Genomic DNA, 14,793 nt, shown 5'->3' with positions numbered 1-14,793 from the left:
GGGGACGAGCGCGAGATGTTCGCAGGTCTGTGTTGCGGCGGGGGAGCGGAGTCGGATGACCACGGTTGTACATGCCTTGCCGGTGGTGCGGGAACCCGGACGCCGGCGTTTCGCTGATGTGAGTGTCAGAGTCAAGATCCTGGCAGCGGTCCTCATCGCCGCCATGGTCGCCGTTCTCGTGGGCTGGCTCGGGTTGAGCGCCCTGAGCGCGGTGAGCTCATCGGCTCAGGGCATATACACCAACAACGTCTCCAGCGTCCAGGCGATCGGCAACATCCGTGCCTCCCTGTACGCCGCCCGCCTCGACCTGGCCAACCAGCTGGTCAGCCCCGACGACGCGAGCATGAGCAAGTACGAGTCGGCGTTCGCGGCCGACGTGGAAGCCTTCGACGACGCTCTCGCCGCCTACCAGGCCAGCGGCCCGGCCGGTGACGCGAGCCTCGTCGCCGGCGTGCAACAGCAGTGGCGGGCCTATGTCAGCGTCGCCAAGTCCAAGCTCCTGCCGGCCGGCCGGCGCAACGACACGGCGCAGTGGCGCACCGTCCGGGACGACGAGGTCTCGCCGCTGATGAAGCAGGTGACGCAGGCGCTGGCGACCCTGTCCGAGGCCGAATCCGACGCGGCCCGCGCGTCGGCGGAGTCGGCGCAGTCGAAGTACAACCGCAGCCGGTACCAGGCGCTGGCCCTGATCGCGCTCGGTGTGCTGGTCGCCGTGGCCGTGGGCGTGTTCGTGTCCAAGAACATCGTGGGCTCGCTCCAGCGGGTCAAAACGGTCTGCGACAGCCTGGCCGAAGGCGACCTGACCCGGACCGCCGGTTTGACGGCACGGGACGAGCCGGGCTTGATGGCCCAGTCGCTCGACACCGCGACCGCCCGTCTGCGCGACACGGTCGGAACGATCAGCGGCTCGGCGGCCACCCTCTCCGCGGCCTCGGAGGAGCTGTCCACGGTCAGCGCCCAGTTGGAGGCCGGCGCCGGGGACGCGGCCGCGCGGGCCCGGCAGGCATCGGCCTCCACCGAGGACGTCAACGCCGGCGTGCAGACCATCGCGGCCGGGGCCGAGCAGATGAGCGCCTCGATCGCCGAGATCGCGTCCAACGCGGCCCGGGCGGCCGAGGTCGCTCAGCAGGGCATGCAGGTCGCCGAACGGACGAACGCCGAGGTGGCGGGCCTCGGCGCGGCCAGCGCCGAGATCGGCGAGGTGGTCCGGCTGATCACCGCCATCGCCGAGCAGACCAATCTGCTGGCCCTGAACGCCACCATCGAAGCCGCCCGCGCCGGTGAACTCGGCAAGGGTTTCGCCGTCGTCGCCGGCGAAGTCAAGGAACTGGCTCAGCAGACCGCCCAGGCGACGGAGCAGATCACCGCGCGGATCGGCGCGATCCAGTCCTCCACCGGCTCCGCCACCCAGGCCATCGCGGAGATCACCGAGGTGATCGCCCAGATCGGCGACTACACCACCACGATCGCCTCGGCGGTCGAGGAACAGACCGCGACGACCGGTGAGATGAGCCGATCGGTCGCCGACGCGGCCAGCGGCAGCGGAGACGTCGCCCGGACGGTGTCCGGCGTCGCCGAGGTCGCCATGGCCACGGCCGAGGGCGCCAAGGCCACCCAGCAGGCGGCCGGGGACCTGACCAGACTGGCCGGCGAGCTCACGATGCTGGTCAACGGCTTCCGGCACTGAGCCGATCGACCGCCACGACCTTCGAGGGGTTGGGACAGATGTCCGGAGTTGATCAAGCGGCGGTGCCGTACGGGTTGCACCAGCCGACTCTCGCCGACGCGCAGCAGGCGGTACACCGGGTCCACGGGCCCGACGGTTCCGCCGTCTGGGCCGACCTGCTGGCGTCGTGCCGGCTGTCCGGCCGGGAGACCGACGGCCCGGCCCTGGCCCGTCTGATCGAAGCCATGATCGTCGCCGATCCGGTCACTCAGCTCTGCGGCCAGGCGCTGCGTATCCGCGTCGCCACCCACGAGCATCTGTCCGCCGCCTACACCATCACCAGGAGCTGAAGTGGACACCGCCTCTCTCGACGACCTGTTCGGCCGGCTCGGCACACCGCGGCGGATGCGAAGCCTCGCCGGGTACAACCTGTTCGCTCCCCAGTTGGCGGCCGAGCTCGACCCGGTGTGCGCGCGCTCGGCGCAGCGGCTCGGCGCGCCGGTGTCGCTGATCTCGATCATCCTCGACTCGGCGCAGTACATCATCGGCAGCACCGGCCTGGAAGGCTGGATCAACCAGGTGCAGGGGATGCCCGCCGAATGGTCCGTGTGCACGCACACCGTGCTCGCGGGCGCGCCGTACTGCGTCGCCGACGCCACCACCGACGTGCGGCACGAGCGCAACCCGCTGATCGGGATGACCGGCCTGCGGAGCTATGCCGGCGTACCGTTGCAGGGCGACGACGGCGAATACCTGGGTGCGCACTGCGTGCTGGACACCGCCGCCCGCACGTTCGGCGAGAACGACCTCGAGGTGCTGCGCGACGGCGCCGCGGAAGCCATGCGCGTACTGCGCGAGCGCTCCTGAGGGCGGAACCAGCACCCGGTCACTGGCGTGCGGGGAGCCAGCGGCGTTCGATCGTGACGGTGGTCCCGGTGGCTGTCGAGACGACCCGTACGTCGCCGTAGGCGCTCATCAGCATGGCGCCGCGGCCGCGGTCGCGGACCACCGGACGGGCCCGCCAGCCGCCGAAGTCCCGCACCACGATGCGGATGGTGCCGTCCACGAGCCGGAACTCGACCTCCACCTCGCGGCGGCTGGGCTGTTGGGCGTGTTCCACCGCGTTGTTCACCGCCTCGGTCGCGGCCACCTGGAGGTCGTACAGCAGATCCGAATCGATCTCGTGGCCGCCCAGAGCGGCGCGCAGGTCGCCGCGCAGCATGCTCGCGGCCGACGGTTCCAGCGGGTACACCCACGTGGCCTGCCGGTCCGGCACGGCGGGCACCACCTGTGCGGCCGCGGCCCGATGCCGGCGAAGAACGACCGCCGCGATGTCGTCGCGTTGCGGCTGGGGCACGCCGGCCAGCACCGCGTCGAGGACCGCGGTGGTGGACGCGCCCGCCGCGTACGTCTCCCGGCTGCGCCGTCGTACCCGCTCGAGGCCGACGTCGATCGAGTCCGGGAAGTTCTCGACCAGGCCGTCGGTGTAGAGCAGCATCTGGGAGCCGGGCGGCAGGCACCCGTCGTTCTGCCGGTACGACGCCCGGCGCAGCCCGAGCGGTGGCCCCACGGCCCCGGGCATCACCAGGCTGTCCGGCCCGGTCCCGGAGTACACCGGGGTGGGATGGCCGGCGCTGCACCAGGCGAAGTCGCCGGTGGCCGGGCGCAGGCGCAGCACGAACAGGGTGGCCAGCAACGGCGTACCGAGGCGGTTGAGCAGGGCGGCCACCCGCGTGACGACGGCCGCCGGCGCGGGGTCCTCGACCGCGTACGCCCGGACCGCGTTGCGCACCTGACCGGTCATCACCGCGGCGCCCAGCCCGTGTCCGGCGACGTCGCCGATGCTGATCACGGCGTCGCCGTCCGGCAGCACCACGACGTCGTACCAGTCCCCGCCGACCCGCCCGGCAGCCGGCCGGTAGGCCGCTTGCAGCTCCCAGCCGTCCAGCGTGGGCAGGTTCTCCGGCAGGGTGCTCTGTTGCAGGGTCAGCACGAGCTGGCGGTCGTGTTCCAGCTGCCAGCCGGTCTGCGCCAGCGAGGCGAGCATGTTCGCCATCGGCACGAGCAGGCCCTGTTCCTGGTCGCTGGGCCGGCGCGCCGCGTCGATCAGCACGGTGAGCGCGCCGATCTGTTCGCCGTCCCGGCCGTGGATCGCCGCCTGGACGGTGCCGGACCCGTCGGCCGGCAGCTCCTTGCCGCCCGAGGTGAACCGCAGTGGGGGACGCTCGTCGCCGCCGGTGAGCACGACCTCGGCCGCGGTGCCCTCGAGCAGGGCCCGCGCCTGCTCGGTGACGGCCTGGAAGGCCTCCTCCAGGGCGCGGCCGGACGCGATGACCGCCGCGGTGTCGGCGAGCGCGGACAGCTGCCGGGTGTGCGCGGCCCGAATCTTCGCCAGGCGCAGGGTGCTGCGGACGCGCGCCACCAGTTCGGCCGCCGTGAACGGCTTGACCACGTAGTCGTCGGCGCCGGCCTCCAAGCCCTCCACGCCGGACTCGTCGCCGGCCCGGGCCGACAGCATGATCACCGGGAGCGCTCGGGTCGACTCGTCGGCCCGCACCGCCCTGACCAGCGCGAACCCGTCCATGCGGGGCATCATGACGTCGGTGAGCAGCAGGTCCGGCGGGAACCGGCGGATCGATTCCAGGGCCGCCCGCCCGTCCGCCACCAGTTCCACCTGCCAGCGCTCACCGCTGAGCAGACGTTCCAGGTAGGCGCGCATGTCGCTGTTGTCGTCCGCGACGAGGATCCGGGCGCCGGCCGCATCGCCCGGGGCCGCCGGGGCGGCGCCGGGGACGTCGAGCCAGCCGGCCGCCTCACTGGCCGCCGCCCGCGCGCCCGCCATGTCCGGAAGGGTTTCGGCGGTCGCGGCCGCGACCAGCGGCACGGTCACCGTGAACGTGGAGCCGGCGCCGGGCACGCTGTCGACTGTCGCGTCGCCGCCCTGCAGCCGGGCCAGCTCGCGGACCAGCGCCAGGCCGATCCCGCTGCCCTCGTGACTGCGGGACTGCGCACCCCGCACCCGGTGAAAACGGTCGAACAGGTGGGGCAGGTCCTCGGCGGCGACGCCGATGCCGGTGTCCGACACAGTCAGCCGGGCCGTGGCGGCGCCGGCCTCCAGCCGCACCCGGATCTCGCCGACGAAGGTGAACTTCAGCGCGTTCGACAGCAGGTTGGTGACGATCTTCTCCCAGTTCTGCGGATCGACGGCCACCGTGTGCGGCAGCGGCGGGCAGTCCACCACCAGGCGCAGGCCGGCGCGTTCGACGGCGGCGCGGAAGACGCCGGCGAGCTCGGCGGTGTAGTGAGCCAGGTCGATCGGACGGGGCCGGTGATCGGGCCGTCCGGCCTCGACGCTGGAGAACGTCAGCAGGTTGTTCACCAGCGAGAGCAGGCGGTCGGCGCTGCGCAGGGCGATCTCGAGCCGGCCCCGCTGGGCCGCGCCGAGCGGCTCGCTCTCGTCGGCGAGGGCGTCCGTCAACGGGCCCATCATCAGAGTCAGTGGTGTACGGAACTCGTGGCTCACGTTGGTGAAGAAGTCGGTCTTGACCCGGTTCAGCTCGGCCAGGGCGGCGGCGCGGTCGCGTTCCTCCTGGTACGCCTGCGCGTTGCGCACCGCGACGGCCACCTGCTGGGCCAGCAGTTCGAAGAAGGACCGGTACGTCTCGTCCAAGCCCCGGCTGGGGCTGACCCCGGCCAGCAGCACGCCCAGCGGCTGGGACCGCTCGGCCCCCGGTAGGGGGAGCGCCACCGCGGTGCGGACCGGATCGTCCCAGGCGCCGCCGGTCACCGTCAGCCGATCGGTGACATCCGCGACGTCGACGGCCTCGCCGCCGGCCGCGACATGCAGTTTCCAGACGTCGTCGGCCGGATCCACGGTGTGCGGCAGCGCGTCGTCCGCTCCGACCGCCGCGGCCCGGCTCAGCCGGGCGCCCTCGCGCAGGTAGATGGCGGCGAACGGCACGTCGAGCAGGTGCTCGCCGATCACCGCGCAGAGCCGCGTGCAGACCTGCCCGACATCCGCCGCCCGGCCGCCGGCCGGGCCGGCCAGGTCACGCAGCAGCCGCAGGCGCCGCTCGCCGACCACCTGGTCGGTGACCTCGCTGCAGACCGCGAGGATGCCCGCGGTGGTTCCGTCGTCGTCGCGGGCGGGCGCGTGGGAGACGCTGAAGTACGCCTCCTCGCGGTAGCCCGATCGGTCCAGCGCCAGTTGCAGCGCCGGCACCCAGCTGGCGACGCCGGTCGCCTCGGCGTCGGCTATCAACGGCTCCAGGACGTCCCAGCCCTCGGCCAGGGTGACCCGGACGTCGCCGCCGAGCGCGTCCGGGTGCTTGTCGCCGATCAACGCGGAGTACGCGTCGTTGTAGAGCTGCGTGTAGTTGGGCCCCCACAGCAGCAGCATCGGGTACCGGGACGAGAGCACGATACGGACGGCCGCCCGCATACTCTGCGACCAGGTCTCCACCGGTCCCACATCGGTGGCCGCCCAGTCGAGCCGGCTCATCAGCCGCCCCGTGGCCCCGCCGCCGGCGAAGAGGTCATCCGTCACGGGGCAACGCTACCCACTTCGTGGTTGTCTTCCACGGACCGGGTTTCGGAAGAGCCTCCGGCGGCTCCGGCGGTAAAGGCGTTGACGGGGGCCGGCGAAGAGCCCGATGGTTCCGTGGTGATGATTCGACGGGAACTACCCGATGATGCCGAGGCGATCCGGGCGGTCACCGCCGCCGCGTTCCGGGGCGTCGCGCACAGCGCGCCGCCGGCCGAGCCGGGCGGAGATCCGGGGGAGGCGACGCTGGTCTCGCGGTTGCGCGACGACGCCGGTTGGATCCCGCAGCTGTCGTTGGTCGCGGTCGAGGACGACGTCGTGGTCGGCCACGTGGTCGCCACCCGGGCCCACGTCGACGGCCGGCCGGCTCTCGGTCTCGGACCCCTGAGCGTCGTCCCGCACAGGCAGCGAGCCGGCGTCGGCACCGCTCTGATGCACGCCGTTCTGGGCGCGGCCGACGCGCTCGGCGAGCCCCTGGTCGCGTTGCTGGGCAACCCCGCCTTCTACAGCCGTTTCGGCTTCGTCCCCTCGGCATCGACGGGCATAGTCGCGCCGGACCCGTCGTGGGGCGACTACTTCCAGGTCAGGACCCTCACCCAGTACGACGGTACGACCGGCCGCTTCTCCTACGCCGGCCCGTTCGACCGGCTCTGAGCGAGGGTGCGCCTCGATGTGGTCAGGCCCGCGGAGCCAGTCCGGCATCAGGGCGAAGCGACCCCAGGCCCAGGGCAGGGAAGGGTACGCGTACTGGTTCGCCATGCCGACCGGTTCCGTCACGTCCAGGGCGGCCCGCAAGCGGCCCCGGCCGAGTTCCGGCAGCAGGGCCGCGAGGGACGCCCGGTCGACCAGATGTCGCGTGGCGCCGGTCAACGGCACCGGTCCGCGGCGGGCCGGGGTGCCCAGTCGCGGCGGAGGAATCAGAGGTAGGGCCGCAGGGTGTCCGCTACCTGGGCGCATCGCAGGTACGGGACGACCTTGTGGAACTGGAACACGCCGATCGGTGCCTCCAGGTCCTCGTCTATTCCGTCGAAGGAGCGGGCTAGCCAGCGCGGCACCGCGATCAGGTCGCCCGGGTCGGCGATGTTGACCCAGCGCCGTACGCCCGGTGGCCGGCTGCCCCGGCCGTCGGCCGGTTCGGGGTCGAGCCGCTGGAAGATGACCGGTGGGAGGCCGAGGGGCGAGCCGAGGGTGAGGAGGAGGTCGACCTTGAGGTCCGGGTTCTGCCACAGCGCCTCGTACGCGACGACCGAGCCCAGCGAGTGCGCGATGAGCACCGACGGGCGTTCCCGCCGCAGCGCGCCGGCGACCCGGTCCCGGGCGGCCTGGCGCGGGGCCGGGTCGCGCCCGTCGAAGTAAACCTTGATCTCCTTGAGGAACACTGTCACGAATGCTCCGGTCAGCCGCTCGTCGAGGTGCCATCGGGTGGCCATGCCGCTGATGATCTGCCGTACCGGCTTCAGCATCCGCCCCTGACCGACCTCGGCCCGCGGGCTCAGCGCCGCGTCCCACTCCCGCAGCCACTCCTGCTCCTCGGCGTCGAGGGTGTCCGGGTCCGGTGCGCCGTGCCCGTACGCGACCCGCAGGCAGGAGGCGTAGTAGGCCACGTGGATATCGGCGGCTGCCGCGTCGCCGAGGGAATGCGCCAGCGCGCCGCTCCAGGTCCGGCTGTGATGCCGTACGGCCTCCTCGTCGGTTTTCCCGGCCAGGTGGTTCCAGACTCCGTGCACGCCGACGATTTCCGGCATCGTGCCTCCTCAGTTCGGTCTTGTCAGCTCGAGGACGAGGACTTCCGTGGCCGCCTCGACGACCACCCAGGCCCCGTCCCCCGGTCGGGGGTGGACCGTCAGATGCCGTATCGGACCGGGAACCTCGATCCGGTCGATCTCCCGCCGGGCGCGCAGGTCGACGAGGCCGACAGCGCCGTCGCGGTAGCCCAGAACGACCACCTCGGGGTCGCCGGGCAGCGGCGCCAGCCCGGCCGGCCGGCCGTCCCGGATCGTGATCCGGTGGGGTGCTCCCGCTTCCGGCTCGTGCACCAGCAGGCGGCCGGACTCCTCAGCCGTCACGACGACGACCCGCCCGTCGACCACGGTGACCACCGGGTCATGGCTTGCGGGCGTGCGGTCCACCGGCATCGGCAAGCCGATCGCGGGCGTGGGTACGGCGGTGCCGGTCCGCGCGTCCACGACGGAGGTACGCCCGTCCGCGCCGGTCCGCCGCAGAAGCAGTAGCGGGCCGGCGCGCAGCCAGTCCATCCGGGGATCGCCGTAGTCGCCCTCGGCCTCGGCTTCCGTCACCGCGCCCCGGCTGAGGCGGCCGATGCGCGTGCCACCCTCTCCTGTGACGGCCACGAACAGTTCCGCGCCTTCGGCGTCGACGGCGAAGGAAGGCCGGGCCGGTACGGGTGCCTCTCCGCGTCCCGGCACGGCGACCAGCGCGCCGATCCGCGCCCGGCCGGCCAGTTCCACCGTTGAGCGGCGGCCGGTGTCCAGGTCGGCGCCGGTCACTCGGCGTCCCTCGCTGGCCACGATCGTCACGGGTCCGGCCGGGCCGGAGACGCAGTCGAGGTGCTCGATCGGCCGGGTCCCGGTTGTGATCAGCCGGGGCAGCACGTGATTCTCGGTCGGGTTCCAGGTGAGCAGGTCCGCGCCGGCCGCCATCACCACCAGCGGATCGTCACCCTGCCGGACGACGCGGACCCGGCCGACCCGGCGGGCCAGCGGCACCATGGCGACCTGCTGGCCGTCGGCGATCCGGTAGGTGCGGACGGTGAACCCTCCGTCCACCACCACGAGGTACGTGTTCCCTTCGGCTTCCACCACGGTGGCGTCCGTACCGGACAGGCTCGGCAGAACACGCTTCCCCGTTTCCAGCGCCCACACGTCGACGTGGTTGTTGACGTTCCGCGTCATCGCGAGCACCCGGGTCCCGTCGCCGGTCAGGGCCAGGCCCGACACCGGGGGTCCGCAGTCCAGGGGTTCGGCGAAGACGTCCCCCGTGGCGGTCCAGCACTCGAGCATGTGCCGGTCGGTGACCGCGGCGATCACCAGATCGTCCGCCCGCCGGTGGACCGCCACCCGGCTTACCGCCCCGAATCGGGCGGTGCCGAAGCCGGTCGTCGTACCCGTCGCCGCCGACCGGACCTGAACAGTGCGCCCGGTCGCGCTGACCAGCAGCCGGTCGGGGCCGGAGCCGCCGGCCGACAGGGCGGTCACGTCGCGCCTGGGGCCTGGTACCACCTGGCCGGAGCCGGCGTCGTACGTGACGGCCTGCCCGGCCTCGACGGTGACCAGAAGGAGCGCGTCGAGGCCGGGTTCGTGGCCGCCGTCCGGCCGGGACGTGCCGGCGATCCACCGGGGGCGCCAGGTCAGGGGAGGCTCGGCGGGCAGTTCGGCCAGGCCGCGGGCGAGGTCGGCGGCACCGTGCCGCGCGGCCACGACGGCGAGCTCGAACCGGGCGCTTTCCCGGGCTTCGACCAGATCGAGCTCCCGCGCCCGGCGGGCCACCGCTGTCGCCGCCGCGACGGGTTCGGCCGGCGTCAGCCGCGCGTCCAGGATCTGGCCGGCGTTCTCGATGAGGAAGGCGGCGTTGCCGAGGAGCTCGGGGAGCCGGCCGGCCGCGGCCGCGTGGTCGAGCACGTACCGGCGGGCGTAGTCGGTGGTGTATCGCCACGCCTGTGCCCCACCGGGTTCGCCGACCGCGCGGTAGATCCCGTCCAGGACGGTCGGCGCGTCGGCGTCGGTGCGGAGGGCGCCGGCCAGCGCGGGATGGCGCAGCCGGTAGACCCGGCCGTCGGTGGTGGGGGAGATCGTGAGGTAGCGGCGCAGGTCGTGCAGTACGGCGGCGACGCGCTCGGGGGTGAGCGGTTGCGTGCCGGGCGTCCGGCCCGCCGCCAGCGCGATCGCCACGTACCGGAGAACGGCGATCGGCATGCCGTCACCCTCGGCCCAGGCGAGGGCGGTCGCGACCGGCCGAGCCCAGGAGCTGGCCGCCCTTTCCAGTTCCAGCGCCCACACCACCGTCATCGCCCGCGAGAGCGGGGCCTCGGACCCGTCCGCGGCCGCCCGGCCGAGGACGGCGGCCGCCAGATAGGCGCCGAACCGATCCGCCGGCGGGGATGCGGCGGTCAGGGCGCCGGCGGCTTCGCGGGCGAACGCCGACCAGCGCGGGCCGGCGCGGCCTTCCCGCGCGCCCAGAAGTTCGAGGTAGGCGAGGAGGTCGTCCGGGTCCACCGCGTCGAGGCCGGTGGTGTCGACGGCGACCGGGAAGGAGCCGGGGAGGACGTGGGCGCCGATCAGCAGCCGGCAGGCCGGCCCGCCCGCGGTGGTGCGACCGGCCACCAGGGGCTGGAGCAGCCGCGCGTGGACGGCGGCCGGGTCGACCGCCTGGTCGAGACCGTCGAGGACCAGGGTGACCGGCCGGGCCCGGCCGAGAACGGTGTTGACGAGAGCTTCGGCCCGCCCGCCGAAGGTGTGGTGAACCAGCTGCCGGCCGATCGCGTCCACCGCCTGCGGCAGGTCCGAGCCGGCCAGGTCGACCGCGACGAGTTCCGCCGTCTCGGGCACGGCGACGGCCGGGTCCACGCCGAGCGCGGCCCGCAGGTCCCGGTTGGCGTGGCGGACGACCTGGGCGAGCAGCGTGGAGACGCCCGCTCCGGGTTCGCCGGTGACCAGATGGACCGGCGCCGCGGTGGGGTCGGCGAGCCAGGCGCCGAGGCGCGCCATGGCGGCGGCGCGGCCGGTGAAAAGGCCGTCGACGTCGCCGGCTTTTCCCGAAACGGGGTTGCCCGAAAGGAGGAAGGGCCGCAGGTCGGACGATGGTGGGCGGACGACTCCGCGTACCGGAAAGAATGGCAGAAGACGAGTCGCGCCGAGCGATACCGGAGTGGTGACGACATGCTGCGGATCGGCGCGGTCGCTCTTTTCCAATTCGGTGATCTTCTTGACCAGTTCGTGGGTCAGCACGTCCAGCGGGAGAATTCCGTCGGCGTCGTACGGATCGAATTCCGCCAGATTCGCGGCACCGGCCAAAACGTCGGCCAAGGCCTCGGTGAAGCGGGCGTTGTAGGCCTTCTGGTCGCTCGCGGCGGCGCAGATCGCGTAGGCCTTGCCGTCCGATCGGCCGCCGGTGCGCCACTGTCTCGCGACCGCCCGACCGGCAAAGCACAGGTCGAGCAGGAACAGCGCGTACGGGCGGTCGCGAGGTGAGGCGAAGCGGCCGGTGGACGCCTCGGCGCGTTCGAGCCACCGGCCCGCGTCGGCGTTGAAGTCGCGCACGCCGTCCTCGCCCAGGACGTAGTAGCCGCCGTTGTGCCCGTCGGGCTCGCCGTGTGTGAGGACGTGGACGAGCACCACGTCGTCGGCGCCGTGCTCGTCGAGCAGCTTCTCGACGGTGCGGGCAATCCCCGCGCCGGTGTGGTCGTCGGGCTCGCGGATCGCGTAGCCGAACCGCGTGAGCTGCTCGCGTAGCCGGCGCACCCGGCCGGCGAACGGCAGCGACTCGAGGGCGAGCGGGTGGAGTTCGCCGTGCTCGTCCAGCCTTTCGGCGAAGTTCTCGACGTGGACGAGCAACGCCGTCCGGCGGCCGCCACCCTGTCCGCTCATCGGCGCAATGATCCTGCCGCGCCCGTCCGGATTGGTTCACCCGTTCGGACAGTGCGGAAAGCCTTCCGTCCTAACTCGACCAGGCGATTGACCCCTATGAGTGAATTTCTGTAGGGTCCCGCAGGTCGGCACCGACAGTCTACCGTCGCCACCACGGCAATTGCCGATATCGAAGGCATTCACTAATGGGTGAAATTGATGATCGATGAAAGCACAACGCACCCTCCCCACGCGCCGACATTCGTCGCCTGGTCGTCATTGATCATCGCTATTCTGCTGGCCTACCAATTCCGGGGAACGCAGTACACCGTCTGGCACTGGTGTGGCTGGGCGCTCGGCGGCGTCCTGACCATCGTGTGCCTGGGCTGGTACCGCCTGGTCGATCAGCGGCGCCGCCAGCGGACCGACTACTCCCGTCCGCTGCACAGCGGCCGGGCCGTCGTCGCCGCCGCCGGACTCGGCGCCGTCGTCGGTCTGGTGCACGCCTACCAGGTGGCGCAGTGGTACTTCGGATGAGGGCATGCCGGTTGCTGCTCGTGGGCCTTCTGGCCACGGTCGCCGCCGGCTTGGGGGTGCCCGGCCCGGCCGTCGCCGCGGTCCCGGGCGGGCTGGCCGGCCTCGCCTCGTGCCTGCAGAGCCGTCCCGTCCTGCACGTGCTCATGGTCTTCGACACCTCGGGCAGCATCCCGTACACCGACCCCCAGAACCGGCGGCTGACCGCGGCCGACATCGCGCTCGGCCAGCTCGACCAACTGGGCCGCCCCGGCCAGCCGGGAAGGGCACCCATCGACGTCTCCGTCCGGTGGGCCGTGTTCAACACCGGCTTTCAGGCGCTGGGGGACTGGCACCGGCCCGATCCGGCGTCGCGCGCCGCCGACCGCGCCGCCCTCCGGAACGCGCCCCTCACCGGCGACACCGACTACGTCATCGCGCTTCGGGAGTCGCGCCGGTTGCTGGCCGAGCGCGCCGCCCAGGACACCGCCGACGTCCCGCCCTGTCAGATGCTGGTGTGGTTCACCGACGGCAAGTTCGAGCCCATCGACGACAAGCAGCCCGGTTTCGCCGAGCGGGTGGCCGAGGGCAAAGACCAGTTGTGCCGTGGCGGCGGCGTCATGGACCAGTTGCGGCAGGACGGCGTCAACGTGATCACCGTCGGGCTGGTGAAGGGGGAGGACAAGCCGGACGAGGAGTTCTTGCGCCGGATCAGCGGGGTCCGGCCGGGATGCGGAACCCCGGCCACCGACGCGGCCGGGCAGTATCTGCGCGCGACCGACGAGAAGGACCTCGCCAAGATCTTCTTCGGGATCGGCGACCCGCCCGCGAATCCGCCGATCAAGTGCGAGCCGGTGCGGCTCGGCTGCACGTTCGACCTGGAAGAGGGCCTGAGCGGTTTCACCGTTCTGATCGAGCCGGGTGCGCCCGGCGTGCGGGTCGCGCTCGATCCGCCGGCCGGCGCGGTAGCGCCGTTGCCCGGCCCCGGCCGGGACACTCCCGTCGCGGTGGGTGGGGCGCGGCTCACCTGGCAGTGGTACGGCGACGACGGGAATTCGCTGGTCATCGTGCGGGGCGCGCTGCCGTCCGGCGATCCGTCGTGGGCCGGCCGCTGGACGGTGCGGCTGCTCGGCGCCGGCGCGGCGGGCGTCGCCGGCTCGATCCACCTGTTCAGCGATCAGCTGCCCAGGATCGAGGGCACACCTCATTTCGTACGGAACCGGCCCTGGACCTTCGACATCCGCACCCGGCCCTCCGACGTGCGACTTCCGGCCGGCCCGCCCGGCGCCCGGCCACCCGAGCTCGCCGTCAGCGTGGCCTCGCCCTCCGACGACAAGAAGCCCATTGCCGTACGGGACGTGCGGCGTCAGGCGGGTGACCGATGGACGGCGACCTTCACCGCGCCCGGCGACTGGCACGGCAGTCAGGTCGAGGTGCGCCTGAGGCTGGACGTCCGGACCAAGGCCGGGTTCCCGATCGGGCCACCGGAGATCGTCGTGCCGGTCCCGGTCACGTCCAGCGTGACCGTCGTAGCACCGCGGTTCGCGGCTTTGCACGGATCGGACAGCCGCCAGGCCGCGCTCACATTCACCGCCGGCGACGCCGAGCGGTGCGTGTGGATCGACCGCGGCGGACTGGACCTGGCGACGGTGGCGGATGTCGGGCCGGTCGCCGTGCGGGCCGAGGGATCCGGCCGCGACCGGAGCAATTGCCTCCGCGTCGCCGCCGGCCGGACCGCGACGATCGATCTCACCGCGAGCTTCACCGAGAAGCGCGGGTGGACGGGGACGGTCAAGGGCGAGCTGACGGTACGCAGTGCCGGCTTGTCGGGCCCGGACGACGAACTGCTCGTGCCGGTCCGGCTCAACGTGGGGCCGGGCGGCGTCGCCCCGGAACCTCCGGTTTGGCTCGCGCTGCTCTGCATGCTGGTGATGACCGCACTGCCACTCGCCGGGTTCGCCCTCTTCAACGCTCTGGCGCTGACCCGGGTCGACGGACGCGAACGGCAGGCGGCCCGCTACCGGCTGCGGGCGAGCTGGCGGCCGGGCACCGACCGGGTCGAGCTGAGCGAGGACGGCCGGCCCTGGCGGCCGACCGGTGACGACTTCCGGCCGGTGACGGCGAGCCGGCGGTCGTTCCGGGTCGGCTCCATAGAGTTCCGCGCCCGCGTGCCCTGGCGGCACCCGTTCCACGTGGCGCGGACCGGGCCGGTCGCCGGCGACCGGCACGTCGAGACCCGCCCGGTCGGCGGGCCCTCCGAGCCGGACTTCAACTGCGTGGCCGTCGCCGGCCGCGCCGCCGCGCCGGAGCCCGCGAGCGCCGACGTGGAGGTCCCCCTCGATGTCGCCGTCGTGCTCGACGTCCACGACCGGGTCACACCCCAGCGCATCACCCAAATCGTGGAGCAGGCGGCCGACGCCGCGCGGAACCTGCTTCCCCGGCAACGCACCGAATCCGATCCCGAGTCCCGGGCCTAGACCACTGGAGCG

General features: G+C 72.8%; 9 protein-coding genes. 6 read left to right on the top strand and 3 right to left on the bottom strand.

Features of this window, described 5'->3' with window-relative positions; translation table 11 throughout:
* Nucleotides 1-118: 118 nt before the first annotated feature.
* From AB0C26_RS32670 to AB0C26_RS32660, 3 genes are read left to right on the top strand one after another with little or no spacing between them, the layout of a single operon-like run.
* Entirely contained in the window at nucleotides 119-1,687 is a 1,569-nt protein-coding gene (locus AB0C26_RS32670) for a methyl-accepting chemotaxis protein (protein WP_360255365.1), read from the top strand.
* A gap of 38 nt (nucleotides 1,688-1,725) precedes the next feature.
* On the top strand, nucleotides 1,726-2,016 hold the full coding sequence (locus tag AB0C26_RS32665; RefSeq protein ID WP_360255363.1) for a hypothetical protein: 291 nt from the start codon (nucleotides 1,726-1,728) through the stop codon (nucleotides 2,014-2,016).
* Between the two features lies 1 nt (nucleotide 2,017).
* Complete coding sequence (locus tag AB0C26_RS32660; RefSeq protein WP_360255360.1) at nucleotides 2,018-2,533, top strand: GAF domain-containing protein; 516 nt, start codon at nucleotides 2,018-2,020, stop codon at nucleotides 2,531-2,533.
* A 19-nt stretch (nucleotides 2,534-2,552) separates the two neighbouring features.
* On the opposite strand, the gene AB0C26_RS32655 is transcribed toward AB0C26_RS32660, so the two are convergent.
* Nucleotides 2,553-6,212, bottom strand: coding sequence for a SpoIIE family protein phosphatase (locus AB0C26_RS32655; protein ID WP_360255358.1), 3,660 nt, complete (start codon nucleotides 6,210-6,212; stop codon nucleotides 2,553-2,555).
* A gap of 120 nt (nucleotides 6,213-6,332) precedes the next feature.
* Here AB0C26_RS32655 and AB0C26_RS32650 point away from each other — a divergent pair, with 120 nt between their 5' ends.
* Nucleotides 6,333-6,863 carry an N-acetyltransferase gene (locus AB0C26_RS32650; protein WP_360255517.1) on the top strand — a complete coding sequence of 177 codons (531 nt, stop codon included), beginning with the start codon at nucleotides 6,333-6,335 and terminating at the stop codon, nucleotides 6,861-6,863.
* A 263-nt stretch (nucleotides 6,864-7,126) separates the two neighbouring features.
* Here the strand turns inward: AB0C26_RS32650 and AB0C26_RS32645 are convergent, their stop codons facing one another.
* The gene (locus AB0C26_RS32645) at nucleotides 7,127-7,954 is read right to left on the bottom strand and encodes a hypothetical protein (RefSeq protein WP_360255356.1); all 828 of its coding nucleotides are present in this window, start codon (nucleotides 7,952-7,954) and stop codon (nucleotides 7,127-7,129) included.
* Nucleotides 7,955-7,963: 9 nt separating this feature from the next.
* Nucleotides 7,964-11,812 carry a hypothetical protein gene (locus AB0C26_RS32640; RefSeq protein WP_360255354.1) on the bottom strand — a complete coding sequence of 1,283 codons (3,849 nt, stop codon included), beginning with the start codon at nucleotides 11,810-11,812 and terminating at the stop codon, nucleotides 7,964-7,966.
* A 198-nt stretch (nucleotides 11,813-12,010) separates the two neighbouring features.
* Between AB0C26_RS32640 and AB0C26_RS32635 the strand changes: the two genes are divergently transcribed.
* Nucleotides 12,011-12,328: a hypothetical protein gene (locus AB0C26_RS32635; RefSeq protein WP_360255352.1), complete on the top strand. Its 318-nt coding sequence runs from the start codon at nucleotides 12,011-12,013 to the stop codon at nucleotides 12,326-12,328.
* Nucleotides 12,325-14,781 carry a vWA domain-containing protein gene (locus AB0C26_RS32630; protein WP_360255349.1) on the top strand — a complete coding sequence of 819 codons (2,457 nt, stop codon included), beginning with the start codon at nucleotides 12,325-12,327 and terminating at the stop codon, nucleotides 14,779-14,781. The genes AB0C26_RS32635 and AB0C26_RS32630 overlap by 4 nt, the downstream gene beginning before the upstream one ends.
* Nucleotides 14,782-14,793 lie beyond the last annotated feature (12 nt).

The organism is Actinoplanes sp. NPDC048796, assembly GCF_040650035.1.
Classification (GTDB): domain Bacteria; phylum Actinomycetota; class Actinomycetes; order Mycobacteriales; family Micromonosporaceae; genus Actinoplanes.
Note: the sequence above shows the minus strand (reverse complement) of the source record. Positions and strands in the feature narration are given on the sequence as shown.